The organism is Hydrogenophaga flava NBRC 102514 (genome assembly GCF_001571145.1).
In the GTDB taxonomy this organism is placed as follows: Bacteria; Pseudomonadota; Gammaproteobacteria; order Burkholderiales; family Burkholderiaceae_C; genus Hydrogenophaga; species Hydrogenophaga flava.
This window is the reverse complement of record NZ_BCTF01000001.1, coordinates 12303-39264: the sequence shown is the minus strand read 5'-3', so window position 1 is coordinate 39264 and position 26962 is coordinate 12303. Positions and strand designations below refer to the sequence as shown.

25 protein-coding genes are annotated in these 26962 nt (G+C 68.4%); 18 read left to right on the top strand and 7 right to left on the bottom strand.

Annotation, left to right across the window (positions count from 1 at the left end; translation table 11 throughout):
• Positions 1-6 precede the first annotated feature (6 nt).
• The 16 genes from rsmH to HFL01S_RS25340 all read left to right on the top strand — a co-directional run bounded on the left by rsmH (position 7) and on the right by HFL01S_RS25340 (position 18246).
• Entirely contained in the window at positions 7-930 is a 924-nt protein-coding gene (gene rsmH / locus HFL01S_RS00180) for a 16S rRNA (cytosine(1402)-N(4))-methyltransferase RsmH (protein ID WP_066253737.1), read from the top strand.
• Positions 927-1229 carry a cell division protein FtsL gene (ftsL, locus tag HFL01S_RS00175; protein WP_066253004.1) on the top strand — a complete coding sequence of 101 codons (303 nt, stop codon included), beginning with the start codon at positions 927-929 and terminating at the stop codon, positions 1227-1229. The genes rsmH and ftsL overlap by 4 nt, the downstream gene beginning before the upstream one ends.
• Positions 1226-2971, top strand: coding sequence for a peptidoglycan D,D-transpeptidase FtsI family protein (locus tag HFL01S_RS00170; RefSeq protein ID WP_066253003.1), 1746 nt, complete (start codon positions 1226-1228; stop codon positions 2969-2971). Before ftsL ends, HFL01S_RS00170 begins: the two co-directional genes overlap by 4 nt.
• A complete protein-coding gene (locus tag HFL01S_RS00165; RefSeq protein ID WP_066253001.1) occupies positions 2971-4500 on the top strand; it encodes a UDP-N-acetylmuramoyl-L-alanyl-D-glutamate--2,6-diaminopimelate ligase in 1530 nt (509 codons plus the stop codon). The genes HFL01S_RS00170 and HFL01S_RS00165 overlap by 1 nt, the downstream gene beginning before the upstream one ends.
• Positions 4497-5939 carry a UDP-N-acetylmuramoyl-tripeptide--D-alanyl-D-alanine ligase gene (locus HFL01S_RS00160; RefSeq protein ID WP_066252998.1) on the top strand — a complete coding sequence of 481 codons (1443 nt, stop codon included), beginning with the start codon at positions 4497-4499 and terminating at the stop codon, positions 5937-5939. Before HFL01S_RS00165 ends, HFL01S_RS00160 begins: the two co-directional genes overlap by 4 nt.
• The gene (mraY, locus tag HFL01S_RS00155; protein ID WP_066153521.1) at positions 5929-7107 is read left to right on the top strand and encodes a phospho-N-acetylmuramoyl-pentapeptide-transferase; all 1179 of its coding nucleotides are present in this window, start codon (positions 5929-5931) and stop codon (positions 7105-7107) included. The genes HFL01S_RS00160 and mraY overlap by 11 nt, the downstream gene beginning before the upstream one ends.
• 7 nt (positions 7108-7114) lie before the next feature.
• Positions 7115-8893, top strand: a complete 1779-nt coding sequence (murD, locus tag HFL01S_RS00150; RefSeq protein WP_066252996.1) for a UDP-N-acetylmuramoyl-L-alanine--D-glutamate ligase — start codon at positions 7115-7117, stop codon at positions 8891-8893.
• Positions 8894-8946: 53 nt separating this feature from the next.
• Positions 8947-10182 carry a putative lipid II flippase FtsW gene (ftsW, locus tag HFL01S_RS00145; protein ID WP_066253735.1) on the top strand — a complete coding sequence of 412 codons (1236 nt, stop codon included), beginning with the start codon at positions 8947-8949 and terminating at the stop codon, positions 10180-10182.
• Complete coding sequence (gene murG / locus HFL01S_RS00140) at positions 10179-11270, top strand: undecaprenyldiphospho-muramoylpentapeptide beta-N-acetylglucosaminyltransferase (RefSeq protein WP_066252991.1); 1092 nt, start codon at positions 10179-10181, stop codon at positions 11268-11270. The genes ftsW and murG overlap by 4 nt, the downstream gene beginning before the upstream one ends.
• A complete protein-coding gene (gene murC, locus HFL01S_RS00135; RefSeq protein WP_066252988.1) occupies positions 11267-12667 on the top strand; it encodes a UDP-N-acetylmuramate--L-alanine ligase in 1401 nt (466 codons plus the stop codon). The genes murG and murC overlap by 4 nt, the downstream gene beginning before the upstream one ends.
• Before the next feature lie 14 nt (positions 12668-12681).
• Positions 12682-13635, top strand: a complete 954-nt coding sequence (locus HFL01S_RS00130; RefSeq protein ID WP_245644704.1) for a D-alanine--D-alanine ligase — start codon at positions 12682-12684, stop codon at positions 13633-13635.
• 10 nt (positions 13636-13645) lie between these two features.
• Positions 13646-14437: a cell division protein FtsQ/DivIB gene (locus HFL01S_RS00125; RefSeq protein ID WP_066153507.1), complete on the top strand. Its 792-nt coding sequence runs from the start codon at positions 13646-13648 to the stop codon at positions 14435-14437.
• A 13-nt stretch (positions 14438-14450) separates the two neighbouring features.
• Positions 14451-15680, top strand: coding sequence for a cell division protein FtsA (gene ftsA, locus HFL01S_RS00120; RefSeq protein WP_066252986.1), 1230 nt, complete (start codon positions 14451-14453; stop codon positions 15678-15680).
• 159 nt (positions 15681-15839) lie between these two features.
• Entirely contained in the window at positions 15840-17048 is a 1209-nt protein-coding gene (gene ftsZ / locus HFL01S_RS00115) for a cell division protein FtsZ (RefSeq protein WP_066252983.1), read from the top strand.
• A 73-nt stretch (positions 17049-17121) separates the two neighbouring features.
• On the top strand, positions 17122-18045 hold the full coding sequence (gene lpxC / locus HFL01S_RS00110) for a UDP-3-O-acyl-N-acetylglucosamine deacetylase (RefSeq protein WP_066252982.1): 924 nt from the start codon (positions 17122-17124) through the stop codon (positions 18043-18045).
• A 24-nt stretch (positions 18046-18069) separates the two neighbouring features.
• Positions 18070-18246, top strand: coding sequence for a hypothetical protein (locus HFL01S_RS25340; RefSeq protein ID WP_169802296.1), 177 nt, complete (start codon positions 18070-18072; stop codon positions 18244-18246).
• A gap of 9 nt (positions 18247-18255) precedes the next feature.
• Here HFL01S_RS25340 and ruvC read toward each other — a convergent pair whose 3' ends face one another.
• Genes ruvC through HFL01S_RS00075 form a run of 7 tightly spaced genes read right to left on the bottom strand, consistent with a single transcriptional unit; the run spans position 18256 to position 24825 of the window.
• Positions 18256-18804, bottom strand: coding sequence for a crossover junction endodeoxyribonuclease RuvC (ruvC, locus tag HFL01S_RS00105; RefSeq protein WP_066252981.1), 549 nt, complete (start codon positions 18802-18804; stop codon positions 18256-18258).
• A 10-nt stretch (positions 18805-18814) separates the two neighbouring features.
• Positions 18815-19801, bottom strand: coding sequence for a phosphatidate cytidylyltransferase (locus tag HFL01S_RS00100; RefSeq protein ID WP_066252978.1), 987 nt, complete (start codon positions 19799-19801; stop codon positions 18815-18817).
• Between the two features lie 7 nt (positions 19802-19808).
• Positions 19809-20426, bottom strand: a complete 618-nt coding sequence (locus HFL01S_RS00095; protein WP_066252975.1) for a lysophospholipid acyltransferase family protein — start codon at positions 20424-20426, stop codon at positions 19809-19811.
• A complete protein-coding gene (locus tag HFL01S_RS00090; RefSeq protein ID WP_066252972.1) occupies positions 20423-21211 on the bottom strand; it encodes a transglycosylase domain-containing protein in 789 nt (262 codons plus the stop codon). Before HFL01S_RS00090 ends, HFL01S_RS00095 begins: the two co-directional genes overlap by 4 nt.
• Positions 21212-21224: 13 nt before the next feature.
• The gene (locus HFL01S_RS00085; RefSeq protein WP_245644703.1) at positions 21225-22091 is read right to left on the bottom strand and encodes an energy transducer TonB; all 867 of its coding nucleotides are present in this window, start codon (positions 22089-22091) and stop codon (positions 21225-21227) included.
• A 22-nt stretch (positions 22092-22113) separates the two neighbouring features.
• Entirely contained in the window at positions 22114-24159 is a 2046-nt protein-coding gene (locus HFL01S_RS00080; RefSeq protein WP_066252969.1) for a ribonuclease catalytic domain-containing protein, read from the bottom strand.
• Positions 24160-24198: 39 nt separating this feature from the next.
• The gene (locus tag HFL01S_RS00075) at positions 24199-24825 is read right to left on the bottom strand and encodes a YqiA/YcfP family alpha/beta fold hydrolase (protein WP_066252967.1); all 627 of its coding nucleotides are present in this window, start codon (positions 24823-24825) and stop codon (positions 24199-24201) included.
• Positions 24826-24848: 23 nt separating this feature from the next.
• Here HFL01S_RS00075 and rodA point away from each other — a divergent pair, with 23 nt between their 5' ends.
• Complete coding sequence (rodA, locus tag HFL01S_RS00070) at positions 24849-26003, top strand: rod shape-determining protein RodA (RefSeq protein ID WP_066252964.1); 1155 nt, start codon at positions 24849-24851, stop codon at positions 26001-26003.
• Entirely contained in the window at positions 26003-26905 is a 903-nt protein-coding gene (locus HFL01S_RS00065) for an NAD(P)-dependent oxidoreductase (protein WP_066252961.1), read from the top strand. The genes rodA and HFL01S_RS00065 overlap by 1 nt, the downstream gene beginning before the upstream one ends.
• Positions 26906-26962 lie beyond the last annotated feature (57 nt).

Genomic DNA, 26962 nt, shown 5'->3' with positions numbered 1-26962 from the left:
ATGGCGGTGAACGACCCATGGGTACACCAAACCGTACTGCTGAACGAGGCTGTGGAAGCGCTCTCCGTTCGGCCGGATGGCCACTACGTGGATGCCACCTTCGGCCGTGGCGGACATTCGCGCGCCATCCTGGGGCAGCTGGCCGCCTCGGGGCGGCTGACGGCGTTCGACAAGGACCCGCAGGCGATCGCGGTGGGCGATGCGCTGGCGGCTGCCGATCCTCGGTTCGCCATCCGTCACCAGGGCTTCCGGCAGCTGGGCGAACTGGGGCCGCAGAGTGCGGACGGGGTGTTGATGGACCTGGGGGTGAGTTCTCCCCAGATCGACGACCCCGAAAGGGGTTTTTCTTTTCGTCACGACGGTCCTCTGGACATGCGCATGGACACCACGCGCGGACAGAGCGTCGCCCAATGGCTGGAAACAGCCGATGTGTCCACCCTGTCGGAGGTCATCCGTGAATACGGCGAAGAACGGTTTGCTCAACAGGTTGCAAAGGCGATTGATCGTCGCCGACAGGAACGGGGCCCTCTTCGAACCACCCGCGAGCTGGCCGAAGTCGTGGCTGGCGCGGTCAAAACCCGCGAGCCGGGCAAGGACCCTGCGACGCGCACATTTCAGGCTTTTCGGATTTTCATCAACGCCGAGCTTGAAGAGCTGCAACAAGCGCTAGAGGACAGCCTTCATGTCTTGCGTCCCGGAGGTCGACTGGTCGTGATCAGCTTCCACTCGCTGGAAGACCGCATGGTCAAACAGTTCATGGCACGCCATTCGCGCACCGTGGTGGACCGGCGCGTGCCCTTCGCCGAGCCGGCGCCCACGCGCCTGGCCGAGGTGCACAGGGTGATGCCTTCTCAGGCCGAGGTCGAGGCCAATCCGCGTGCGCGCAGTGCTGTGATGCGTGTGGCCACGCGCACGGAGGTGGCGGCATGATCCGGCTCAACCTGATGCTGCTGGTGGCCGTGATGGTCAGTGCCTTCTACCTGGTGCATACCCAGTACGAGTCGCGCCGCCTTTACACGGCGATCGACAAGGCCAACGCCCAGGCGCACCGCCTGGCGGCCGATCACGAGCAGCTGGCGGTGCAGAAGCGCGAGCAGGCGACGCCGGCCCGGGTGCAGCAGCTGGCCGTGCGCCAGCTCAAGATGCGCCCGGTCACGCCGGGCATCACCGAGTACGTCACCGTCAACGAGCCGGCGCCTGCGGCCGGTGCGGCGGAGGGTGCGCGATGAGCAAGTCCGGGCACCGCGCCATCAACTACAGCGCCAGTCCCTTGCTGGCCAGCAAGACGCCGGTCTGGCGCAGCAAGTTCGTCGTGGCCTTGCTGGCGCTGGCATTTGCTGGTCTCGGCGCACGGGCGGCTTACGTGCAGGTGTTTGGCAACGAGTTCTTCCAGCGCCAGGGCGAGGTGCGTTTTGCCCGCACGCTGGAACTGCCGGCCAACCGCGGCCGGGTGCTGGACCGCAATGGCCTGATCCTCGCCTCCAGCGTGGTGGCGCAAAGCATCTGGGCCATTCCAGAGGATGTGGACAAGTCCGAGCCCAAGCTCAAGGACCTGGCAAAGCTGCTGGAAATGCCGCTGAGCGATCTGAGGAAGAAGCTGGCCAATGAAGACAAGACCTTTGTCTGGGTCAAGCGCCAGGTTGACGAGCCGATCGCCAAGGAGATTGCGGCCCTGGGCATCAAGGGCATCTACCAGCGCCGCGAATACAAGCGCCAGTACCCCGAAGGGGAGGCCGCGGCGCACGTGGTCGGTTTCACCAACGTGGAAGACCGTGGCCAGGAGGGTGTCGAGCTGGCCTTCAACTCCCAGCTGGCCGGCAAGGCCGGCTCGCGCCGGGTGATCAAGGACCGGCTGGGGCGGGTCATCGAGGACGTGCGCGACGTGATCCCGCCGGTCGACGGGCCGGACCTGCAGCTGTCCATCGACAGCAAGGTCCAGTTCTTTGCCTACGAGAAGCTGCGCGAGGCGGTCAAGAGCAACAAGGCCAAGGCTGGCAGCGTGATCGTGCTGGACGCCCAGACCGGCGAGGTGCTGGCGCTGGCCAATTTCCCCAGCTACAACCCGAACAGGCGTGTCAACCTCAGCGGCGAGCAACTTCGCAACCGCGTTCTGACGGACAGCTTCGAGCCCGGCTCCACGATGAAGCCCTTCATCGCGGCGCTGGCGCTGGAGAAGGGCATGGTCCGGCCCACCACGCAGATCCAGACCGCGCCCGGACGCGTCACCATCGGCGGCTCGACCATCAGCGACGCCCACCCGCACGAGGTGCTGACGGTCAACGAGATCATCCAGAAGTCGAGTAACGTCGGCACCGTCAAGATGGCGATGCAGATGCACCCGCGCGAGATGTGGGAGACCTACGCCCAGGCCGGCTTCGGCCAGAAGCCGCAGGTGCCTTTCCCCGGTGCCGTCTCGGGCCGTCTGCGCCCGTACAAGACCTGGCGCCCCATCGAGCAGGCCACCATGAGCTACGGCTATGGCCTGTCGGCATCGCTGTTCCAGCTGGCACAGGCCTACACGATCTTCGCCCGCAACGGCGAGCTGATCCCGGTGAGCATGCTCAAGACGGATGCGCCCGCCACGGGCGTGCGGGTGTTCAGCGAGAAGAACGCGGTGGCGGTGCGCAAGATGCTGGAACTGGCCACCGGCCCGGGCGGCACGGCACCCAAGGCCCAGACCATGGGCTATTCGGTGGGCGGCAAGACGGGCACGGCCCACAAGCAGGAGGGCAAGGGCTACGCCGCCAACAAGTACCGCAGCTGGTTCGTGGGCATAGCGCCCATAGAGCAGCCGCGCATCGTGGTGGCGGTGATGATCGACGAACCTTCCAACGGGGTCTACTTCGGCGGACTGGTCGCGGCGCCGGTGTTCAGCGAAACGGTGCAGCAGACCCTGCGCATCCTCGGCGTGCAGCCGGACATGAACGTCAAGCCGCAGATCGTTACTGAAGTGGTCGAGGAGTCCTTCTGATGCCTCATCACGCCGATCCCCGCCACATTGCCGACTGGTTGCGCGAGCGCGTTACCGGCGAGTTGCAGTGCGACAGCCGCCGGGTGCGACCGGGCGATGCCTTTGTGGCCTGGCCGGGCTTTGCCACCGACGGGCGCCGGTTCGTGCCTGCTGCCCTGCAGGCCGGTGCCACGGCGGTGCTGGTCGAGGCAGATGGCGTCGAGGCGTTCGGCTTCAGCGACAAGCGGGTGCGGGCGGTGCCCGGGCTCAAGGCGTTGGCGGGGCCAGTGGCCAGTGCCTACCACGGCGATCCCAGCGCGCAGCTGGACCTGGTGGCCTTCACTGGTACCAACGGCAAGACATCCTCGGCCTGGTGGATGGCGCAACTGCTCAATACCGTCGGCCGGGGTTGTGCGGTGGTGGGCACCCTGGGCATCGGCCGACCGCCGGCGCCCGGTGAGCGCAGCCACACCATCGTCCCGACCGGGCTGACCACGCCCGACCCGGTGCTGCTGCAAGCCCGGCTGCGCGGCATGGTCGACGACGGCCTGTCGGCCTGCGCCATCGAGGCCTCGTCCATCGGCCTGGTCGAGGGACGGCTCAACGCCTGCCAGATCCGTGTCGCGGTGTTCACCAACTTCACGCAGGACCATCTGGACTACCACCGCAGCATGGCCGACTACTGGGAGGCCAAGTCCCGGCTGTTCCACTGGCCCGGCCTGACGCACGCCGTGGTGAATGTCGACGACGACCAGGGCATGGCGCTGGACCAGGCCCTGGCCGGTCGTCCGTCGCTGAGCCGCTGGAGTGTGGGCATCGAGCGCTCGGCGCGGCTGATGGCGCGCGACATCCGCTACACCGACCACGGCATGCGCTTCATGGTGGTCGAGCAAGACGCCCACGGGGCGGAGGTGGACCGGGGTGACCTGGCGCTGGACCTGATCGGTCACTACAACGTATCGAACCTGCTGGGTGTGGTTGGCGCGGCGCGCGCCCTGGGCGTGTCGCTGGCCGAGGCCCTGCGCGCCTGCGCCGTGCTCAGCCCGGTGCCTGGGCGCATGGAGCAGGTGCCGGCGGTGGCCGGCCAGCCGCTGGTGCTGGTGGACTACGCCCACACGCCGGATGCGCTGGAGAAGGCCTTGCGCGCCCTGCAGCCCATGGCCCACCAGCGCGGAGGCGACCTGTGGGCCATCGCCGGTTGTGGCGGTGACCGCGACCCTGGCAAGCGCCCGCTCATGGCCGCGGTGGCCGAGCGCGAGGCCCAGCGGGTGGTGTTGACCAGCGACAACCCGCGCACCGAAGACCCGGCCGAGATCCTGCGGCAGATGGCGGCGGGGCTGGGGCGTCCGGCGTCGGCGCAGATCGAGGCCGACCGCGGCCAGGCGATCGCGCAGGCGGTGGTGGCGGCCGGTGCGCGCGACGTACTGCTGATCGCGGGCAAGGGGCACGAGGACTACCAGGAGGTCATGGGCGTCAAGCGCCCGTTCTCCGATCTGGAGCAGGCGCAGTTGGCCCTGGCCAAGCGCATGGCGGTGGGAGGTGCGGCATGAAAGCCCTGCTTCAACTGCTGCCCCGCCTGACCGGCGCGCGTACGGTGGGTGAGCTGCCACCGTCGATCCGCCGGGTGCACACCGACACCCGCAGCCTGCAGCCGGGCGACCTGTTCGTGGCGCTCAAGGGCGAGCGCTTTGACGCCCACGATTTTTTGCCACAGGCACAAGCCGCCGGCGCCGTGGCGGCCATCGCCCACGCGGGCCTGGCGGCGGCCGGCCTGCCGGGCGCCGAGGTGCCGGACACGCGCCTGGCCCTGGGCGAGTTGTCGCGGCTGTGGCGCGAACAGTTTTCGCTGCCGCTGATCGCCGTGACTGGCAGCAACGGCAAGACCACGGTGACGCAGATGATCGCGTCCATCCTGAGGGCGGCGGTGGGCGATGCGGCCCACGCCACACAGGGCAACCTGAACAACGACATCGGGGTGCCGCTGACCCTGCTCCGGCTGCGGCCAGAGCACCGGCTGGCTGTGAACGAGCTGGGCATGAACCACCCCGGCGAGATCCCCTACCTGGCCGCCCTGACCCAGCCGACGGTGGCCCTGGTCAACAACGCGCAGCGCGAACACCAGGAGTTCATGGGCACGGTGGAGGCGGTGGCGCGCGAAAACGGTGCGGTCATCGCAGCCTTGCAGGCCACAGGTGTGGCCGTGTTCCCTTCCGACGACGAGCACTCGGGCATCTGGCGCGCACTGGCCGACGGGCGCCGCGCGCTCACCTTCAGCGACACCGACCCGCAGGCCGATGTGCGGGCCCTGCGCGCCGAGTGGCGCGATGGCGCCTGGGCGCTGGACTTCACGACCCCCTCCGGCGCAGGCACCTGCCGCCTGCACATCGCTGGTCGCCACAACGTGCGCAACGCCCTGGCTGCGGCCGCCTGCGCACTGGCCGCGGGTGTGGCGCTGCACGACATCGAACGTGGCCTGGAGGCCTTTGAGCCGGTGGGCGGGCGTTCGCGTGCGTTGGCTCTTCCGCTGGGTGGCCGCACGCTGACGCTGGTGGACGACACCTACAACGCCAACCCCGACTCCGTCGTCGCCGCCATCCGCGTCCTCGCCGAACTGCCGGCGCCGCGCCTGCTGGTGTTGGGCGACATGGGCGAGGTGGGCGAGCAGGGCCTGGCCTTCCACCTGGAGGTGCTGCGCCACGCCATGACCTCGGGCATCGAGACCGTGCACTGCAGCGGCGACTGGATGGCGCAGGCCGTGCAGGCCATGCAGGCCGCCGGCGAGGCCGCTCCGCGCCACTGGACCGACGTTTCAGCCTTGGTCGCGCACGTCTGCCACGCGGTGTCGGCGCCGCAGCCCTCGCCGGTGCTGAGCGTGCTGGTCAAGGGGTCGAGGTTCATGCGCATGGAGCGGGTCGTGCAGGGGCTGCAGGCCCTGGCCACGCCGGACGGACAGAACAACAACCACAAGGACACCTCCCATGCTGCTTAGCCTGGCCCTCTGGCTGCAAAGCCTGGGACCCGAATTCGGGTTCCTGCGGGTCTTTCAGTACCTCACGTTCCGCGCGGTGATGGCCGCGCTGACGGCGCTCATCGTCGGCCTGGTGGCTGGCCCGTACTTCATCCGCCGGCTGACCGCCCTCAAGATCGGCCAGCCGATCCGCGGCTACGCCATGCAGACCCACTTGAGCAAGAGCGGCACGCCGACCATGGGGGGCGTGCTGATCCTGTTTTCCATCGCGCTGTCCACCATCCTCTGGTTCGACCTGACCAACCGCTTTGTCTGGATCGTGCTGGTGGTGACCCTGGGCTTTGGTGCCATCGGCTGGGCCGACGACTGGCGCAAGGTGGTGCACAAGAACCCCGAGGGTATGCGCTCGCGCGAGAAGTACTTCTGGCAGTCGCTGATCGGTCTGCTGGCCGCGTTCTACCTGGTGTTCAGCGTCTCGGGCACCACCAACCTGCGGGTGATCGAGCTGTTCTTCCAGTGGGTGCTCTCGGGCTTCACGGTCGAGTTGCCGCCGCAGGCTGGGCTCATGGTGCCGTTCTTCAAGGAAATCAGCTACCCGCTGGGCGTGTTCGGTTTTGTGGTCATGACCTACCTGGTCATCGTCGGCGCCAGCAACGCGGTCAACCTCACCGACGGTCTGGATGGCCTGGCCATCATGCCGGTGGTGATGGTGGGTTCGGCGCTGGGCGTGTTTGCCTACGTCACCGGCAGCTCGGTGTTCTCCAAGTACCTGCTGCTGCCCTACATCCCCGGAGCGGGCGAGCTGCTGATCTTCTGCGCGGCGATGGCCGGGGCCGGACTGGCCTTCCTCTGGTTCAACACCCACCCGGCCCAGGTCTTCATGGGCGACGTCGGCGCGCTGGCGCTGGGCGGCGCGCTGGGCACCATCGCCGTGATCGTGCGGCAGGAAATCGTGCTGGCCATCATGGGCGGCATCTTCGTGGTCGAGGCCCTGTCGGTGATGCTGCAGGTGTCCTGGTTCAAGTACACGAAGAAGAAATACGGCGAAGGCCGGCGCCTGTTCCAGATGGCGCCGCTGCACCACCACTTCGAGAAGAAGGGCTGGAAGGAGACGCAGGTGGTGGTCCGCTTCTGGATCATCACCATGCTGCTGTGCCTGGTCGGCCTGTCCACCCTGAAGCTGCGTTGACACCACGATGAACGCCCTTCAAGACCAACACGTTCTCATCCTCGGCCTCGGCATCTCAGGGCTGTCGATGGCGCGCTGGTGCGTGCGCCACGGGGCGCAGGTCACCGTGGCCGACACGCGCGAGAACCCGCCCTCGCTGGCGGCGCTGCGCGCCGAGTGCCCGTCGGCCGACTTCGTGCAGGGTGCCTTCGATGAAACCCTGCTGGCGCGCGCGGCCTGGAACGTGATCGCGCGCAGCCCCGGCCTGCCACCCGAGCAGCTGGCGCCCGCCCGCACCTGGGCGCAGTCGCACGGGGCGGCCTTTGTCGGCGAGCTCGACCTGTTTGCCCAGGCGCTGTGCGACCTGTCGCAGCGCGAGGGGTTGCCCTACCGCCCGAAGGTGCTGGCCATCACCGGCACCAACGGGAAGACCACCGTGACCTCGCTGACCGGCCTGCTGCTGCAGCGCGCCGGGCTGCGGGTGGCCGTGGCCGGCAACATTGGGCCGGCGCTGCTGGACGTGTTGTCGGCGTCGCTGGACGCAGAGCGCGAGGCCGCCGCGCAGGACGCCGCCCGTGCGGCGGAGGAAGCGGCACAGGCCCCGGCCGAGGTCGAGCAGGACACCCCTGAGGTGCCGGCCAGCGCCGAGGTCGACGAAGAAGCGGAAGAGGGCGATGCGCTGCAGGAAGCTGCTGCCGCGGCCGACGACGAAGGCCCGACCCTGCTGGTGCCGCCACCCCCGCCGGAGCCCGAGCCGCCCCACCTGCCGCAGGCCTGGGTGCTCGAACTCTCCAGCTTCCAGCTCGACGGCACCGCCGGTGGCGCCTGGGACCAGGTGCCCACCGCCGCCACCGTGCTCAACATCACCGAAGACCACATCGACTGGCATGGCTCGATGGCGGCCTACGCCCAGGCCAAGGCCGCTGTGTTCGGCGCGCGGGCGCTCATGCTGCTCAACCGCGAAGACCCGCTGGTGGCCGCCATGGCCCCGGGCATGGTCACGGTCAAGATCAGCGGCCGCAACCGCCAGCAGCCCGCCCGTCCCTGGACCAGCTTCGGCCTGGACACCCCGGTGCGCGCGGGAGACTGGGGCATCGAGTCGGTCAACGGCATGGACTGGCTGGTGCGGGCGCTGGCCCTGGACGAAACCCGCCAGCGCGGCCGCGGCCAGGACGTCGACGAGGAGATCTACTTCCAGCGCCTGATGCCGGTGGATGCGCTGCGCATCCGCGGCCGCCACAACGCCGCCAACGCGCTGGCGGCGCTGGCCCTGGCCACCTCCACCGGTGCGCCGCTGGCGCCCATGCTGCACGGCCTGCGCGAGTACCGCGGCGAGCCGCACCGCGTCGAGCCCATCGGCATCCTGGACGACATCGAATACTTCGACGACAGCAAGGGCACCAATGTCGGCGCCACGCTGGCCGCCATCCGCGGCCTGGGCGTCGACCGGCGCCTGGTGGTCATCCTCGGTGGCGACGGCAAGGGCCAGGACTTCGGTCCGCTGGCCGAGCCGCTGGCCCGCCATGCGCGTGCCGTGGTGCTGATCGGGCGCGACGGCCCCAGGATCCGCGAGCAGATCGCCGAGGCCCTGCAACAGGCCGGTGTGGCGATGGTCGAGGCCGAGACGATGCCCGGCGCGGTGACCCAGTCTGCGCAGCTGGCCCAGGCCGGTGATGCGGTGCTGATGTCACCCGCCTGCGCGAGCCTGGACATGTTCCGCGACTACAAGCACCGCGCCGACGTGTTCATCGAGGCGGTGCGTGCGCTGGCCGATGAACGCGGTGTGATGCTGGGAGGGGAGTCGTGAAAGCCGCCCTCGCCAGCTTCCTGCAGCGCCTGCGCACCACCCTGGGCGGCAAGATGCCCGCGCTCGTTGGCCTGGGCAACGCGCTCGGCGCCAATGGCCTGCCGGTGCGCCTGTCCAGCCGGACCTACGCCGGCCTGCGCCAGCGGCCCGTGCGCGAGCTGGGCTTCGACCAGCCCCTGCTGTGGGTGGTGGTGGCCTTGCTGGCCTGGGGCCTGGTGATGGTCTATTCGGCCTCCATCGCGCTGCCCGACAACCCCCGCTTCGCCAACTACGCCCAGACCCACTTCGCGCTGCGGCACGGGCTGTTCATCGTGATCGGTCTGGTGGCAGCGCTGATCGCCTTCCAGGTGCCCATGCAGACCTGGGAGCGTTACGCGCCCTGGCTGTTCGCGCTGGCACTGCTGCTGCTGGTGGTGGTGCTGATTCCCTTCATCGGCAAGGGCGTCAACGGCGCCCGCCGCTGGATTCCGCTGGGGGTCATCAACTTCCAGCCCTCCGAGCTGGCCAAGCTCACCATCCTGCTTTACGCCGCCGACTACATGGTGCGCAAGATGGACGTGAAGGAGCGCTTCTTCCGCGCCGTTGCGCCGATGGCCGTGGCGCTGGCCGTGGTGGGCATGCTGCTGCTGGCCGAACCCGACATGGGCGCGTTCATGGTGATCGTGGTGATCGCCATGGGCATCCTGTTCCTGGGTGGCGTCAACGCCCGCATGTTCTTCCTGATCGTGCTGGTGGTGGTGACCGCCTTCGCCCTGATGGTGATGATGAGCGAATGGCGGCGCGAGCGTATCTTCGCCTACCTCGACCCCTGGTCCGAGCAGTACGCCCTGGGCAAGGGCTACCAGCTCTCGCACTCGCTGATCGCCTTCGGCCGCGGCGAGATCTTCGGTGTCGGCCTCGGCGGCAGCGTGGAAAAACTGCACTGGCTGCCCGAGGCGCACACCGACTTCCTGCTCGCGGTGGTGGGCGAAGAGTTCGGTCTGGTGGGCGTGACCATCATCATCGCCGCCTTCCTGTGGCTGGTGCGCCGCATCGTGCTGATCGGGCGCCAGGCGATTGCGCTGGACCAGGTGTTCGCCGGGCTGGTGGCGCAAGGCGTGGGGCTGTGGATCGGCTTCCAGGCCTTCATCAACATTGGCGTGAACCTTGGAGCCTTGCCCACCAAGGGCCTGACCCTGCCGCTGATGAGCTACGGCGGCTCGGCCATCCTGCTGGAGCTGGTGGCGCTGGCCATCGTGCTGCGGGTGGACCACGAGAACCGCCTGCTGATGAAGGGAGGCCGCTCATGAGCAGCGTCCACCAGGGGCAGCCCAGCGCCCTCATCATGGCCGGCGGCACCGGCGGTCACATCTTCCCGGGCCTCGCCGTGGCCGAAGCCCTGCGCGAAAAAGGCTGGCGCGTGCACTGGCTGGGTTCGCCGGGCAGCATGGAAAGCCGTCTGGTGCCGCCGCGCGGCATCCCGCTGGAACTGATCGACTTCGGCGGCGTGCGGGGCAAGGGCCTCAGCACGCTGGTCCTGCTACCCCTGCGTCTGCTCAAGGCGTTTGCGCAGGCCTTCGCCATGGTCGGGCGCGTGAAGCCCGACGTGCTGGTCGGCCTGGGCGGCTACATCACCTTCCCGGGCGGCATGATGGGTGTGCTGCGCGGCAGGCCGCTGGTGCTGCACGAGCAGAACTCGGTGGCCGGCATGGCCAACAAGGTGCTCTCGGGCATCGCCGACCGCGTGTTCACCGCCTTCCCGAACGTGTTCAACAAGGCCGAGTGGGTGGGCAACCCGCTGCGCGCCGAGTTCCTGCGGCAGGCCGCACCCGCGGAGCGTTTCTCGGGTCGCAGTGGTCCGCTGCGGCTGCTGGTGGTGGGTGGAAGCCTGGGCGCCAAGGCGCTGAATGACACGGTGCCGCAGGCGCTGGCGCTGTTGCCCGAGCACGAGCGCCCGGTGGTGGTCCACCAGAGCGGCGAGAAGCAGATCGAGGCGCTGAAGGCCAACTACGCGGCGGCCGGCGTGCAGGCCGAGCTCACCCCCTTCATCGACGACACCGCCGCGGCCTTTGCCCATGCCGACCTGATCGTCTGCCGGGCGGGTGCCAGCACGGTGACCGAGATCGCCGCAGTGGGCGCCGCCGCGCTGTTCGTGCCTTTCCCGCACGCGGTCGACGACCACCAGACCACCAACGCCCGTTTCCTTGTCGAGGCGGGTGGCGCCTGGCTGGTGCCGCAGACCGAGCTCACGGCGCAGTCGCTGGCCGAGCGACTGCGGTCTGTGAACCGCGCACAACTGATGGAGATGGCCACTAAGGCCAAGCAGATGGAAAAGACACAGGCCGTGGCCGCCGTGGTGGCGGCCTGCGAGCAACTCGCGAAAGTGAAGTCGTCATGAAGCACGCGATCCGGCACATCCATTTCGTGGGCATCGGCGGCTCGGGCATGAGCGGCATCGCCGAGGTGCTGCTCAACCAGGGCTACGTGATCTCGGGCACCGACCTGGGCGAGAACGCGGCCACGCGGCGCCTGGTGCAACTGGGCGCCACGGTGCACAAGGGCCATGACGCGAAGTTCATCGAAGGCGCCGACGCCATCGTCACCTCCACCGCAGTCAGGGACGACAACCCCGAGGTGGTCGCGGCACACGCGAAGCTCATCCCGGTGGTGCCGCGCGCGGTGATGCTGGCCGAGCTGATGCGCATGAAGAAGGGCGTGGCCATCGCCGGCACGCACGGCAAGACCACCACCACCAGCCTGGTGGCCAGCGTGCTGGCCGCCGCCGGTCTGGACCCGACCTTCGTGATCGGCGGGCGCCTGAACAGCGCCGGCGCCAACGCGCAGCTGGGCTCGGGCGAGTACATCGTGGTCGAGGCAGACGAGTCGGACGCCTCGTTCCTGAACCTGCTGCCGGTGCTGTCGGTCGTCACCAACATCGATGCCGACCACATGGACACCTACGGCCACGACTTCGGCAAGCTCAAGTCGGCCTTCGTGGACTTCCTGCACAAGATGCCGTTCTACGGCGCCGCCGTGGTCTGCGTGGACGACCCGGCGATCCGCGACATCCTGCCGCGCATCGCGCGGCCGATCACCCGCTACGGATTTTCTGAAGATGCCCAGCTGCGCGCAGTGGACGTGCAGGCGGTGGGCGGGCAGATGCACTTCACCGTGCTGCGCGAGGACGCGCCCCCGCTGCCGGTGGTGCTGAACCTGCCGGGCATGCACAACGTGCTCAACGCGCTGGCCGCCATTGGCATCGCCGATGAACTGGGCGTGCCGGACGCCGCGGTGCAGCAGGCGCTGGCCGAGTTCAAGGGCGTGGGCCGTCGCTTCCAGCGCTATGGCGAGGCGGCGCTGCCCTCGGGCGGCACCGCCACCCTGGTGGACGACTACGGTCACCACCCGGTGGAGATGGCCGCCACGCTGTCGGCCGCACGTGGCGCCTTCCCGGGACGCCGCCTGGTGCTGGCTTTCCAGCCGCACCGCTACAGCCGCACGCGCGACTGCTTCGAGGATTTCGTGAAGGTGATCGGCCAGGCCGATGCGGTGCTGCTGGCCGAGGTCTACGCCGCCGGCGAAGCGCCCATCGTGGCGGCCGACGGCCGTTCGCTGGCCCGTGCGCTGCGCGTGGCCGGCAAGGTGGAGCCGGTGTTTGTGGACGACATCGCCGCCATGCCGCAGGCGGTGCTGGACAACGCGCGCGACGGCGACGTGGTGCTGTGCATGGGCGCCGGCTCCATCGGCGCGGTGGCCGGGCAGGTGGTCGACCTGGCCAGCAAGGACAAGGTGTGAACGTGGGAAATGCTGTGAACCCCATTGATGTGAAAGCGCTCGGCAGGGTGGCCGTGTTGCTGGGCGGTCGCTCCGCCGAACGCGAGGTCTCGCTGATGTCCGGCACCGGTGTGCTGGCCGCGCTGAAGTCCAAAGGTGTGGACGCGCACGCCTTCGACCCGGCCGAACGTGACCTGTCCGAGCTCAAACGCGAAGGGTTTGACCGCGTCTTCATCGCGCTGCACGGCCGCTTCGGCGAGGACGGCACGGTGCAGGGCGCGCTGGAGCTGATGGGCATTCCCTACACCGGCTCGGGCGTGATGGCCTCCAGCGTGGCCATGGACAAGCTCATGACCAAGCGCATCTGGATCGCCGAAGGCCTGCCGACGCCGGCCTGGCGCCAGGTGCATAGCGCCGCCGAGACCCGCGCCGCCTTTGAAGCGCTGGGCTCGCCGATGATCGTCAAGCCGGTGCGCGAAGGGTCGACCATCGGCCTGACCAAGGTGATGACGCTGGAACAGTGCGACGCCGCCTATGCGCTGGCCTCGGGCCAGGACCCGATGGTGATGTGCGAACAGTTCATCGCCGGCGACGAGGTCACCATCCCGGTGCTCGGCACGGGGGCCACGGCCCGCGCGCTGCCGGTGATCCGCATCGTGGCCCCCGACGGCAACTACGACTACCAGAACAAGTACTTCACCGACGACACGCAATACCTCGTGCCCTGCGGCCTGCCCGAAGGCGAGGAGGCAGCGATCCAGGCGCTGGTGCTCAAGGCCTTCCGCGCGCTGGACTGCCGCGGCTGGGCGCGCGCCGACGTGATGATCGATGCCGCCACGCGCAAGCCCTGGCTGCTGGAAATCAACACCTCGCCCGGCATGACCGGTCACTCGCTGGTGCCGATGTCGGCGCGCGCGACCGGCCTGTCCTACGAGGACCTCTGCCTGACCGTGCTGGCGACTGCGTCGCTGGACAACGCCAAGGCCTGAAGCACACGCCATGCAGCACACCGACCTGCCCCTGGACATCCGACTCATGACCGTGGTCACGCGTGGCCTGGTCGTGGTCTTTGTCCTGCTCTGCCTGGGCGCGGTCGGCACCTGGATCGCGCGCCACCCGGCCTGGACCCTCAAGGGCATCAGCGTGCAGGGCGACCTGGGCCATCAGAACGCCGTCGGTCTGCGGGCGCAGCTCGCGACCCCGCTGCGCAAGCTGGAAGGCAGCTTCCTGACCCTGGACCTGCAGCAGGTGCGCCGCATGTTCGAGGCCGTGCCCTGGGTGCGACATGCCCGGGTGCAGCGCGAGTTTCCCAACCGCTTGCGGGTCACGCTGGAGGAGCACGAGGCCGTGGCCTGGTGGGGCCAGTCCGGCTCGGGCCAGCTGGTCAGCCGCCTGGGCGAGGTGTTCGAGGCCAGCCCCGACGAAGGCGACGGCCTGCCCGAACTGGCCGGGCCGCCGGAGCAGGCGCCGCTGGTGTGGACCCTGTACCAGAGCCTGTCCGAAGAAGTCGCCCGGCTGGACCGGACCCTGGTCCGCCTGGAACTCAACGAGCGCGGCAGCTGGCGTGCCGAGCTGGACAACGGCACCCGCCTGGAACTGGGGCGGGGCAGCAGCGACGAGCTGCTCGCGCGCACGCGCCGCTTCACCACCACGGTGGGCCAGCTGGCGCAGCGCTATCCCGGTGCCCTTCAGTCGGTGGACCTGCGCTACCCCAATGGCTACGCCCTGCGCGTGCAGGGCGTGACGACCGTGACCGAAGACACCCCTGCGACCCCTACACGAAACCGCTGAACAGACAACGATCATGGCCAAGGAATACAAGGATTTGGTGGTAGGACTGGACATTGGCACCGCCAAGATCATGGTGGTGGTGGCCGAAGTCCAGGCCAACGGCGAGCTCAAGCTGGCCGGGCTGGGTGTGTCCGCCAGCCACGGTCTCAAGCGCGGCGTGGTGGTCAACATCGACGCCACCGTCCAGAGCATCCAGCAGGCGCTGAAAGAGGCCGAGCTGATGGCCGACTGCCGCATCGCCCGCGTCTACACCGGTATCACCGGGAGCCACATCCGCGGCATCAACAGCAGCGGCATGGTGGCCATCAAGGACCGCGAGGTGACCACCGCCGACGTGGCGCGTGTGATCGAGACCGCCAAGGCGATCAACATCTCGACCGACCAGCGCCTGCTGCTGGTGGAGCCGCAGGAGTTCGTGATCGACGGCCAGGAGGTGAAAGAGCCGATCGGCATGAGCGGCATCCGCCTGGAGGCCAAGGTGCACATCGTCACCGGTGCCCAGAGCGCGGCCGAGAACATCATCAAGTGCGTGCGCCGCTGCGGCCTGGAGGTCGACCAGCTCATGCTGAACCCGCTGGCGTCCAGCCAGGCGGTGCTGACCGATGACGAGAAGGACCTGGGCGTGGCCCTGGTGGACATCGGCGCCGGCACGACGGATGTGGCGATCTTTGCGGGCGGCGCGATCCGCCACACGGCGGTGATCCCGATCGCGGGTGACCTGATCACCAGCGATATCGCGATGGCGCTGCGCACGCCGACCAAGGACGCTGAGGACATCAAGGTCGAGAGCGGTTGCGCCAAGCAGCTGCTGGCCGACCCGGACACCCAGGTCGAGGTGCCGGGGCTGGGCGACCGCGGGCCGCGCATGCTCAGCCGCCAGGCGCTGGCCGGGGTGATCGAGCCGCGCGTGGAGGAGATCTTCGCGCTGGTGCAGCAGGTGGTGCGCGATTCGGGCTTCGAGGAGGTGCTGTCCTCGGGCATCGTGCTCACCGGCGGCAGCGCGGTGATGCAGGGCATGGTGGAACTTGGCGAGGACATCTTCCTCAAGCCCGTGCGCCGCGGCGTACCCCAGTACACCAGCGCTCTGTCGGACATGGTGGCGCAGCCGCGTGCCGCCACCGTCATGGGACTGCTTGAAGAGGCGCGGCTGGCCCGCGTGCGAGGTCACAAGGTGGCGCAGAAGGCGGGCTCGATGCAGAGCGCGCTGGACCGCGTGAAGAACTGGTTTGTGGGGACCTTCTGATGAACAAGATCAACGCCGGAACCCGCCGTCTCGACCGCTGCCGCGAATGCACCGGGCCGCCTGGCTGAGGGTTCTCCTCGACAGCTTTCAACCCCACCCTTAAATACAATCGAAACCATGCCCGGACCCCAGCGGAAAAGGGCCACACAGGAGAGTGACATGAGCATCGAAATGATCGAAGTGGAAGAGTTCAACATGGGCACCCAGATCAAGGTCATCGGCGTCGGCGGCGGCGGCGGCAACGCGGTGGACCACATGATCGAACGCCACGTCCAGGGCGTGGAGTTCATCTGCGCCAACACCGATGCACAGGCGCTCACGCGCAGCCACGCCAACCGCACGATCCAGCTCGGCGGCACCGGCCTGGGCGCCGGCAGCAAGCCCGAGAAGGGCCGCGAGGCGGCCGAAGCGGCCGTGGATGAAATCCGCACCGCCATCAACGGCGCGCACATGCTGTTCATCACCGCCGGCATGGGCGGCGGCACCGGCACCGGTGCCGCGCCGGTGATCGCCCGCGTGGCCAAGGAGATGGGCATCCTCACCGTGGGTGTGGTGACCAAGCCCTTCGACTTCGAAGGCGGCAAGCGCATGCAGAACGCCGACGCCGGCCTGGCCGAGCTGGAAGCCAATGTGGACTCGCTGATCGTGGTGCTCAACGACAAGCTGCTGGAGGTGCTGGGTGACGAAGTGACTCAAGACGAGGCCTTCGCGCACGCCAACGACGTGCTCAAGAACGCGGTCGGCGGCATCGCCGAGATCATCAACGAGTACGGCAACGTGAACGTCGACTTCGAAGACGTGCGCACCGTGATGGGCGAGCCCGGCAAGGCCATGATGGGCACGGCCACCGCCAGCGGCCCGGACCGCGCCCGCATCGCCGCCGAGCAGGCCGTGGCCTGCCCGCTGCTGGATGGCGTGGACCTGTCCGGCGCCAAGGGCGTGCTGGTGCTGGTGACGGCATCGAAGGGCAGCCTGAAGCTCAAGGAGTCGAAGGAAGCGATGAACGCCATCAAGGCCTACGCCGCACCGGATGCGCACGTGATCTACGGCGCCGCCTACGACGAGAGCCTGGGCGACGAGATGCGCGTGACCGTGGTGGCCACGGGCCTGAGCCGCATCGGCGCCCGCCGCACCGCGCCGCCCCTGCAGGTGCTGCGCACCGGCACCGACAACACCCCGTTCACCGTGCCCACGGTCAACACCGCTGTGGCCGGCGCCGGTGCTGCGCAGCCGAACTACGAGACCATGGCCGTGCCCAGCGTCTGGCGCACCAACCGCACCCAGGCAGCTGCCAAGGTCGATGCGCTGGCCTCGGGCGGCATGGACGACTTCGAGATCCCCGCGTTCCTGCGCAAGCAAGCCGATTGATCCAGGCCCCTCGCTATGGCCGGCATAGCTTTTCCGGCCAGCGCGGGGGAGCCCTGAAACCTACAATCGCCGGATGCTTGCTCAAAGAACGCTCAAATCCCTGACCAAGGCGGTCGGCGTCGGCCTGCACGGAGGACAGCGGGTGGAGCTGACGCTGCGGCCCGCGGCACCGGACACCGGCATCGTGTTCCGGCGTGTCGACCTGCCCGAGCCGGTGGACATTCCGGTCACCGCGGAATCGGTGACCGACACCCGGCTGGCCTCGACCATCTCCAACGGTGGTGTCAAGGTCAACACCATCGAGCACCTGATGAGCGCCTGCGCCGGGCTCGGGCTGGACAACCTCTACATCGACATCACGGCCGAAGAGGTGCCCATCCTCGACGGGTCGTCGGCGTCCTTTGTCTACCTGCTGCAAAGCGCCGGCATCGCGCTGCAGAACAAGGCCAAGCGCTTCATCCGCGTGAAAAAACCGGTCGAGGTGCGCGAAGGTGAGGGGCGCAACCTGAAGTGGGCGCGGCTGGACCCGTTCCACGGCTACAAGCTGGCGTTCGAGATCGAGTTCGACCACCCGGCGGTGAACGCCACCGGCCAGCGTGTCGAGTTCGACATGGGCAGCGGCCGCTACGCGCGCGAGATCGCCCGCGCCCGCACCTTCGGTTTCACGCGCGACGTGGAGATGATGCGTTCGCGCGGCCTGGGTCTGGGTGGTGGTCTGGACAACGCCATCGTGATGGACGATGTGAAGGTGCTCAACGCCGACGGGCTGCGCTACTCGGACGAGTTCGTCAAGCACAAGATCCTGGACGCCATCGGCGACCTGTACATCGTGGGCAAGCCGCTGCTGGCCGCCTACAGCGCCTTCCGCAGCGGCCACGCGATGAACAACCAGTTGCTGCGTGCCCTGCTGGCCCAGCCCGACGCTTACGAGATCGTGAGCTTCGAGCACGAGCGAGAAGCCCCGCTGGGCTTCGCCCAGCTCGCGCCGGCCTGGTGACCAGGCCCGTCTGACACTTCGTTCATGCTGTTGCTGCGCTTTGTCCTGATCCTGCTGCTGATCGGCTCGGGTGTGTGCTTTGCCGCCTACGCCCTCACACGCAACACCCGCTACCTGCGCTGGGGCTGGACGGTTCTGAAGGTGGCGCTGGCCACCGCGCTCGGCTTCTTCGGCATCCTCTTTCTGGAGCGCGTGCTCTGAGTTCTCGACTCAGTAGCTCCGCCCACCTTTGTAGGCCGCGTGGGTGCGCGCCCGGGTCGGGGCCACCTTGTTGATCGCGGCCACGCTGCGCGCCACCTGCGCGTGGGTGATGCACAGCCCCAGCGCGTCGGCGGCGTCCTTGCCGGGAAGGCCTGGCAGCTGCAGCAGGCGCTTGACCATCTCCTGCATCTGCGACTTGTCCGCACGCCCGTAGCCGACCACGGCCTTTTTCAGCTGCAGCGCGGTGTATTCGGCCACCGGCAGGCCGTTGGCCACCAGGGCCGTGAGGCAGCAGCCGCGGGCCTGGCCCAGCAGCAGCGTGGCCTGGGGGTTGACGTTCACGAACACGATCTCGCAGACCGACACCGCGGGCTGGTAGCGCTGCACCACCTCGCCAATGCCATCGAACAGGATCTTCAGCCGCTCGGGCAGCAGCGCGCCGTCTTTCGGACTGGTCTGGATGGTGCCGCTGGCGACGTAGTGCAGCGCGGAACCCTCCGCGTCGACCACGCCGAAGCCGGTGCATTGCAGGCCGGGGTCGATACCGAGGATGCGCATGGTGGGCGGTTCAGAGGTCGAAGGTCCAGCGGACCGAGTGGAAGAACACCGGCGCGGCGAAGCACAGGGCATCGACCCGGTCGAGCACACCGCTGGCGCCGGTGACCGAGCGGCCGGCGGCGCCCCAGTGGGTCACGCCGCGGTCGCGCTTGATGGCCTTCATGACCAGGTGCCCAAGTGAGCCTGCCGCGCAGGCGATCAGCGCCATGGCCAGTGCCCGCCCTGGTTTGAACGGGGTCAGGCCGGCGAGCGCGGCGCCCAGCAGACCGCCGGCCACCAGTCCGGCGGCCCAGCTGCGCCACTGGAAGCTCTCGCTGATGGCCGGCGCCACCGGCCGGTCCAGCTGGCGCGCCACCAGGTGCTGCACCAGCATGCAGGTCTGCACGACCAGCACCAGGAAGACCAGCAGAAAGGCCATCCGGCCCTCGAAGCCTCGGAACGGCAGCAGCAACAGGGCGGGCACATGGCTCATGCCGTAGACGCAGACCATGATGCCCCACTGCAGCTTGGCATTGCGCTCCAGGAAGCGCTGCGGGTCGTTGCCCAGGGCGCTTACCACCGGAATGGCGAGGAACACGTAGACCGGGATGAACACCGTGAACAGATTGAACTCGCGGTGCCAGACCAGCGCGTACTGCAGCGGCAGCACGATGAAGAAGGCCAGCACCAGGCTGCGGTGGTCGCCACGCCGGGTGGGCGAGAGGCTGATGAACTCGCGCAGCGTGAAGAACGAGACGATGCCGAACAGCACGATGGCCACGTGCTCGCCCGCTGCCCACGCAAGCCAGAACACCAGGGTCATCAGCCAGGAGTTGCGCAGCAGGGTGTTGTAGTCCTGCAGCCGGTGGTGCAGGCGCTCGTCCACCTCGGACTGCCGCCGCTCGCGCAGTGACAGCAGCACGGTCGCGCCGCTGGCCAGGGTGAGCAGCCCGAACAGGACCACGAACAGCAAGCTGACCTGCTGTTCGGCGCTGAGGCTGCGGAGGAAGGAGGTCATGCGGGGTCTAAACGTCTCGCAGGGTGACGACGGCGTCCCTGGCGCGCCGCAGGAAGTCGGCGCGGTCCTCGTCGGTGCCGAGCTTCAGGGGCTCGCCGAAGGTGACCGAGCACAGCACCGGCACCGGGATCACCTCGCCTTTGGGAATCACGCGCTGCACGTTGTGGATCCAGGCCGGCACCAGCACCACGTCCGGAAAACGTCTGGCCAGGTTGTACAGCCCGGACTTGAAGGGCTGCGGTTCTTCACCGTGTCCGCGCGTGCCCTCCGGGAAGATGATCAGCGAATCACCACTGTCCAGCGCATCGATCAGGGGCTGCAGCGGGTCCTCGTCGCCTTTGCGCTCGCGCTCGACATAGACCGCGTTGAACACCGCGGTGGTGATCCAGCGCTTGAAGGTGGAGGCGGTCCAGTAGTCCCGGGCCGCGATGGGCCGGGTGATGCTGCGCAGCTCGGTCGGCAGGGCGGCCCAGATCAGCACCAGGTCTGCGTGGCTCTGGTGATTAGCAAAGTAGATGCGCTGTTCGGCCTTGGGCGGGCAGCCGTGCCAGCGCGCCTGGGCGCCGGTAAGCGCGCGCACCAGCCCGAGCAGGAACATGCCCATGGCCTGGGCACGCCAGTTCATGGGGGGCTCACATCACCCATGCGCGCGACGATGGTGGCCGTGCGCCGGGACAGGTAGGCCGATCCCGGGCGGGTTCCAAAGAACTTGGGGCTGGGCAGCATCACCGCCAGCCGGGCGGCCTCATAGGCACTGAGCTTGCTGGCCGGCTTCTTGAAGTAGCGCTGGGCGGCCGCCTCGGCGCCGAACACGCCTTCGCCCCACTCGACGCTGTTGAGGTAGATCTCCAGGATGCGGCGCTTGGACAGCAAGGCTTCCAGCGTCAGGGTCAGCACCAGCTCCTGGCCCTTGCGCAGCAGGTTGCGCTCGCCCGAGAGCAGCAGGTTCTTGGCCAGCTGCTGGGTGATGGTCGAACCACCGAGGATCTTCGCCGGCTTGATGGCCTTGATCGCGGCCTCCGCGGCCTCGGGTTTCTTCGCCAGCTTCTTTTCGATCTGCTCCTGGCGCTTCTCGATCAGCTCCTGCCGGCGTTCGTTCTTGGCCCAGGCGGCCTCGATGGCTTCCCAGTCCACGCCGCCGTGCTCGGCAAAGCCCGCGTCCTCGGATGCCATGACCGCGCGCTTGAGATTCGGGCTGATGTCGTCGTAGTCGACCCACTGCGACGACCAGCGCCACTCTTTGTCGGCAGTGGTCAGGCTCTCGGTGGCCACGCGCCAGGCCTCCGAACGCATGAAGGCGGTGCTCTGCGGATCGATCATCAGCATCAGCGCGATCCGCAGCACGAAAAACAGCTGCAGCGCAACGCCCGCCAGCAGCATCCACAACAACCAACGCCCGAACGAACGCATCACCGCTCCTGACCTACTGCGAACTCATCTGGGTCTGCAGACCCGCATCCCGGGTGAACCGGAAGCGCGACACGACCACGATCTGGTCGGCGCGCCGGCGCATGGCCTCGTTGAACTTGCCGAACTTCAGGCTGCGCACGATGGACTCGGCCCGCCGATCCAGCGTCAGGGTGCCCGAGGTCTGGACCACCTCGGTGTCCAGCACCGAGCCGGTGTGGTTGACCGTGATGACCATGGTCAGCTCGCCATAGAGCTTGCGACCGGCCAACTCGGGGAAGTTGGTGGTGCCGCGGTCCTCGATCCGGCGCCGGAGCTCGTCGTAGTAGACCGCGTAGACCTCTTCCCGCGTGGCGGGGCTGATGTAGCGCTTGCGCGGGCGGGCGTTCTCTTCGTTGATGCGCTTTTCGATCTCGGCCAGCAGCTTGGTCAGCAGCTGGCGGCGCTGTTCGCGCTCGACCGACTCGGGACTCGGATTGACGGCCTGCAGATCGGGTGGCGGCATGCTCGCGAGCTGCTGCCGAACCTGGGCCAGGATCTGGCTCTGGCGCTCCTTGAGCGCCTCGATCATCTCCTCGTCCTTCTCGGGGGTGTCGCCGATCCGTGCTTGCTGCATGGACGGCAGGGGCGAAGTGGCCCGACCTTTTTCCACATCCCCGCCGCCAGCCAGGGAGGCCTGGGCGATCGCCTGCGCCTTGTCCGGCCGGTCGTTGCTCTTCGCGTTGACCAGGATCACCTCCAGCGGCGTGTCCTGGAACACGCGGTTGAAGCCTTCGGGGTCGACGAAGCGCACCGTGAGCAGGGCGGCGTGCACCACCACCGAGATGCCCAGGGCGATCTGGAGCGTGCTCAGCCGCCGCAGGAAGTTCAGAACCGGATTCACGGGCGCGATTATCCGTGCAGCGTCAGGAAGCCGCGGGATCGGCGGCACCGACCTCGGCTTCGTTGACATCGATGGCCAGTGCCAGCGGCGTGGCCAGCTCTTCGTCCTCGGCGTCGGCCGATTCGTCCAGCGCCCCGACCGGCCCGTCCAGCCGTTCGATGACCGTGCCGGACACATCCAGCGCGATCTCGTCGATGGCACCCAGGCGCACGCGAACATGCGCGCCGCGCGGCAGACCCTCGGCGCCCAGCACGGGCAGCACCAGCGGCAGCGTGTCGGCACGCACCAGGTTGTCCTTGATCAGGGTGGCGGTCAGTTCGGTGGTGCCGGTCTGCTGCAGGTGTTTGAGCGTCCAGAAGCGCTCCATGCCGTTCTGGAACCCGTTGTAGGCGGTGTAGGCCGCATCGAAGCCACTGATGACGGCGAACAGGTTGGCGTCCTTGGGCTTGAACGGCGCCGCCAGAGCGGCCGTGGTGCCGTGGCGGGCGCAGGCGATGATCTGCCATTGGTTGACCAGGTCCACATAGCGGCGCAACGGGGAGGTGCTCCAGGCGTAGGCCTTGACGCCGATGCCGGCGTGCGGCGCGACCTTGGTGCCCATGCGCACCTTGACGCCGGGCGCCAGGCTGGCCTGGCTGCGGTAGATGCCGGGCACGCCACAGGCGGCCAGCCACTGACCCCAGTGGCTGTTGGCCAGGATCATGGCCTCGGCCACCATCAGGTCCAGCGGGGCGCCGCGCGAGCGGGTGCCGATCACCACGGTCTCGCTGCCGTCGGGCTCGCCACCGGTCACGCCGTGCAACTTGAAGGTGTAGTCGGGCCGGGTGAAGGTCTCGGGTTTGCCGCGCACCACCTCGCGTTGGGCCTTCAGGTGTTTGGCGAGCCGGAAGAGGAAGGCCAGCGTCGGTTGCAGCGTGGCGATCTCGGCACTCGCTGTGTCCACCGGCGTGTCGCCAGTCAGCCAGGCATCGGTGATCACGCTGTCGAGCTGGTCGTGGCGCAGGTTGTGGGCAATCGGCACGCGCTCCAGCGCGGTGCGGCTGTCCTTGAGTTCCAGCGTTGCTTCGTCGAAGCTCACATAGAGCGACACCGCTGGGCAGTCGCGCCCGGCCTCCAGCGTGTAGCGCTGCACCACCTCGTCGGGCAGCATGGTGATCTTGTGGCCCGGCATGTAGACCGTGGACAGGCGCTGGCGCGCGACGTGGTCGATGGCGTCGTCCGGCTTGATCGCCAGCCCCGGCGCCGCAATGTGGATGCCCAGCGTGACCGTGCCGCTGCCCAGCCCCTGCAGCGAGAGCGCATCGTCGATCTCGGTGGTGTGCGAGTCGTCGATGGAGAAGGCCTGCACCGCGGCCACCGGCAGCTCGTCGGTGATGGCCGGCGCCTGCAGTGCCGGAAAGCCCGTGCCCTTGGGGAACTGGTCGAACAGGAAGCGCTGCCAGTGGAACTGGTAGGCGCTGCTGATGGCGCCGGCCTTCTCCAGCAGGGCCAGCGGGTTGAGGTGGCTGCTGCGCGCGGCCTCGACCACGGCCTTGTATTCGGGCGCGTTCTTGTCTGGCTTGAACAGGATCTTGTAGAGCTGCGCGCGCACCGGCTCCGGGCAGGTGCCGGCGACCAGCTCGGCCGCCCAGGCGTCGATCTGCGCCTGGATCTGCTTTTTCTTCTCGATGGCGGCGAGCGCCTGGGCCACGATCTCGGCCGGAGCCTTCTTGTAACGGCCCTTGCCGGCGCGGCGGAAGTAGTGCGGCGCGCCCTGCAGGCAGATCAGCGCCGCCACCTGCTGCTCGGTGGTGGCCGGGTCGCTGAAATAGTCGGTTGCCAGGTCGGCGAAGCCAAACTCGTCCTCAGGTGCGAACTCGTAGGCCAGCTCCAGTTCCATGGTGGCGGCCAGGGCAGTGGCGGCGGGCATGAGCTGGGCCGGGGCGGGTTTCTCGAAACGCAGCAGGGCGTTGGCGGTCTTGACCTTCACGCGCTTGCCCGAATCGAGCTCCACCTGCAGGGAGCTTTCGGCTTCGGACATGAGGCGGCCGGTCATCAGTTTCCCGGCTTCGTCGAACAGGATGTGCATGGGCGCGATTGTCCCACGCAGGACGGGGCGCCCCGAGCCTCAGTCCGCCAGCCGCAGGAACCGGAACAGGCGGTCGATGTGTCGCTCGAAGTCGGAGATGGCGTGGTCGCCTTCGGGCAGGCGGTAGATGCTGCCGCCGGCGCAAAACGCCACCATTTCGTGCCAGTCCAGCACCTCGTCCTTTTCTGAGATGAGGGCGAACAGGTGCTCGGAGGTGCCTGGCTGCGCGGGTGCCAGCCGGGCAATGTCGCCGGCCAGCGCCTCCAGTTCACCAATGAAATCCGGCTGGAAGAAGATGTGTTCGTCCGGGTTCTGCCAGACCGGGTGTTCGCCGATGTACTTCGCCAGATCGCGCTGCGGAAACGGCGCCGGGTTGAGCAGGGCGGCCACGCAGCCGCGCTGCAGCGACAGCCAGCGGGCGTAGAAGCCGCCCAGCGACGAGCCGATGACGGCCATGCCGTCGGCCGGCCAGCCGTCCGTGAGCCGCCGCATCAGGTCGGCGGCTTCGCGCGGGGACGGCGGCAGTTGCGGGCAGCACCAGACCACGCCCGGGTGCTGCGAGCGCACGCGCCCGGCCACTTGCAGGGCCTTGGCCGATTGCGGCGAGGAGCGGAAGCCGTGCAGATAGAGCAGGTGACTGACCGGAGGGCGGGGTGTGGCGTGCATGGCGGAAGGATAATGGCTGCCTCATGGCCGCCGTACTCGACAAACCTTCGCTCTGGCAACGCATCCGACCCATCTTCCAGGGCTTTGACGGACCGCTGGCGCTGGCCATTCTGCTGCTGGCCGGCGCGGGCCTGATGACCATGTACTCGGTCGGTTTCGACCACGGCACACGCTTCACCAGCCATGGTCGCAACATGCTGCTGGCCGCCGTGGTGCTGTTCACCGTCTCCCAGGTGCCGCCGCAGCGGCTGATGGCGCTGGCCGTGCCGATGTACGTGGTCGGTGTGATGCTGCTGCTGGGGGTGGAACTGTTCGGCATCACCAAGAAAGGCGCCACGCGCTGGATCAACGTCGGCATCGTGATCCAGCCCAGCGAGCTGATGAAGGTGGCCATGCCGATGATGCTGGCTTGGTGGTTCCAGCGCCGCGAGGGCATGCTCAAACCGCTGGATTTCGCCATGGCGGGGCTGCTGCTGGCGGTGCCGGCGTTCCTGATCCTCAAGCAGCCCGACCTGGGCACCACGCTGCTGGTGCTGGCCTCGGGCCTGGCGGTGATCTTTTTCGCCGGCCTGAGCTGGAAGCTGATCATCCCGCCCGTGCTGCTGGCGGCGGTCGGCATCGTCACGCTGATCCTCATGGAGCCGCAGTGGTGCGCGCCGGACGTCGACTGGAAGGTGCTGCACGAGTACCAGCGCCAGCGCGTCTGCACCCTGCTGGACCCGTTCAAGGATCCGCTGGGCAAGGGCTTCCACATCATCCAGGGCATGATCGCCATCGGCTCCGGCGGCGTCTGGGGCAAGGGCTTCATGCAGGGCACACAGACCCACCTGGAGTTCATTCCCGAGCGCACCACCGACTTCATCTACGCCGCGTTTTCCGAAGAGTTCGGCCTCGTGGGCACCCTGGGTCTGATGGCTGGGTTCATCTTCCTGATCGTGCGTGGCCTGACCGTCGCAATGGAGGCGCCGACCCTGTTCGCGCGCCTGCTGGCCGGCGCCATGACGCTCAACATCTTCGTCTACGCCTTCGTCAACATGGGCATGGTCAGCGGCATCCTGCCGGTGGTGGGGGTGCCGCTGCCCTTCATCAGCTACGGCGGCACGGCCATGGTGACCATGGGTGTGGGGCTGGGCATCCTGATGTCGATTGCCAAGTCCAAGCGACTCATGCAATCGTGATGACCCCATCCTTTCCTGTCGTGGTCGTTGGCGCCGGCAACATGGGCGGCGCCATGGTGGAGCGCATGTGCGAGGCCGGCATGGCCGTGGTGGTCTGCGATATCGATCCCGCGCGGCAGCAGCAGGCCCTGGTGGCCGGCGCCGAACTGGCCGACACGCCGTCGCTGGCGGCTTCTGCGCTGGAAGACGGCGGCGTCCTGATCGTCTGCGTCGTGGATGCGCAGCAGTCGCACGATGTGCTGTTTGGCACCGACGGCGCGGCCTCTCGCATGCGCGCCGGCCAGACGGTGATGCTCTGCCCTACCATCGCGCCGCAGGACGCCGAGGCCCTGGCCGCCGGCCTGGCGGAGCGTGGCATCGGCTGCATCGACGCGCCCATGTCCGGCGGCCCGGCGCGGGCACGCGATGGCAGCACGAGCCTGATGCTGGCCGCCCCGGCGCTGCTGCTGCAGCGCCACGAAGCGCTTCTCGCCCGGCTCTCCTCGCGCCGCTTCGTGATCAGCGAGCGCGTGGGAGATGGCTCCCGCACCAAGCTGGTCAACAACCTGCTGGCGGGCATCAACCTCGTCGGCGCGGCCGAGGTGCTGGCGCTGGCCGACCGCCTGGGGCTGGACCTGGGCACCACGCTGGACGTGATCGAGCAGTCCAGCGGCCAGAGCTGGATCGGCTCGGACCGCATGCGGCGGGCGATTGCCGGCGACTTCGAGCCGCGCGCCCATGTGACCCTGCTGGAAAAAGACACCCGGCTGGCGGTCGAGGCCGCCCGGCAGGCCGGGTTCGACGGTCCGCTCGGCGCGCGGGCGGCGGCCGTGTTTGCCCAGGCCCATGCCGCCGGACTGGCCGACCGCGACGACGGCGCCCTTTTGCCGCTGCTGCGCGGGCAGGCCGGGCAATCCCACTGATCCGCCCGGGGTCGCGACCAGCGGCAGGCGCTCGGGCGCCCAGCTTCCTACAATCCA

Coding starts and splice junctions, on each gene's coding strand:
- ftsL (WP_066253004.1), top strand. CDS start 927: ATGATCCGGCTCAACCTGATGCTGCTGGTGGCCGTGATGGTCAGTGCC.
- HFL01S_RS00170 (WP_066253003.1), top strand. CDS start 1,226: ATGAGCAAGTCCGGGCACCGCGCCATCAACTACAGCGCCAGTCCCTTG.
- HFL01S_RS00165 (WP_066253001.1), top strand. CDS start 2,971: ATGCCTCATCACGCCGATCCCCGCCACATTGCCGACTGGTTGCGCGAG.
- HFL01S_RS00160 (WP_066252998.1), top strand. CDS start 4,497: ATGAAAGCCCTGCTTCAACTGCTGCCCCGCCTGACCGGCGCGCGTACG.
- mraY (WP_066153521.1), top strand. CDS start 5,929: ATGCTGCTTAGCCTGGCCCTCTGGCTGCAAAGCCTGGGACCCGAATTC.
- murD (WP_066252996.1), top strand. CDS start 7,115: ATGAACGCCCTTCAAGACCAACACGTTCTCATCCTCGGCCTCGGCATC.
- ftsW (WP_066253735.1), top strand. CDS start 8,947: ATGCCCGCGCTCGTTGGCCTGGGCAACGCGCTCGGCGCCAATGGCCTG.
- murG (WP_066252991.1), top strand. CDS start 10,179: ATGAGCAGCGTCCACCAGGGGCAGCCCAGCGCCCTCATCATGGCCGGC.
- murC (WP_066252988.1), top strand. CDS start 11,267: ATGAAGCACGCGATCCGGCACATCCATTTCGTGGGCATCGGCGGCTCG.
- HFL01S_RS00125 (WP_066153507.1), top strand. CDS start 13,646: ATGCAGCACACCGACCTGCCCCTGGACATCCGACTCATGACCGTGGTC.
- ftsA (WP_066252986.1), top strand. CDS start 14,451: ATGGCCAAGGAATACAAGGATTTGGTGGTAGGACTGGACATTGGCACC.
- ftsZ (WP_066252983.1), top strand. CDS start 15,840: ATGAGCATCGAAATGATCGAAGTGGAAGAGTTCAACATGGGCACCCAG.
- lpxC (WP_066252982.1), top strand. CDS start 17,122: ATGCTTGCTCAAAGAACGCTCAAATCCCTGACCAAGGCGGTCGGCGTC.
- HFL01S_RS25340 (WP_169802296.1), top strand. CDS start 18,070: ATGCTGTTGCTGCGCTTTGTCCTGATCCTGCTGCTGATCGGCTCGGGT.
- ruvC (WP_066252981.1), bottom strand. CDS start 18,804: ATGCGCATCCTCGGTATCGACCCCGGCCTGCAATGCACCGGCTTCGGC.
- HFL01S_RS00100 (WP_066252978.1), bottom strand. CDS start 19,801: ATGACCTCCTTCCTCCGCAGCCTCAGCGCCGAACAGCAGGTCAGCTTG.
- HFL01S_RS00095 (WP_066252975.1), bottom strand. CDS start 20,426: ATGAACTGGCGTGCCCAGGCCATGGGCATGTTCCTGCTCGGGCTGGTG.
- HFL01S_RS00090 (WP_066252972.1), bottom strand. CDS start 21,211: ATGCGTTCGTTCGGGCGTTGGTTGTTGTGGATGCTGCTGGCGGGCGTT.
- HFL01S_RS00080 (WP_066252969.1), bottom strand. CDS start 24,159: ATGCACATCCTGTTCGACGAAGCCGGGAAACTGATGACCGGCCGCCTC.
- HFL01S_RS00075 (WP_066252967.1), bottom strand. CDS start 24,825: ATGCACGCCACACCCCGCCCTCCGGTCAGTCACCTGCTCTATCTGCAC.
- rodA (WP_066252964.1), top strand. CDS start 24,849: ATGGCCGCCGTACTCGACAAACCTTCGCTCTGGCAACGCATCCGACCC.
- HFL01S_RS00065 (WP_066252961.1), top strand. CDS start 26,003: ATGACCCCATCCTTTCCTGTCGTGGTCGTTGGCGCCGGCAACATGGGC.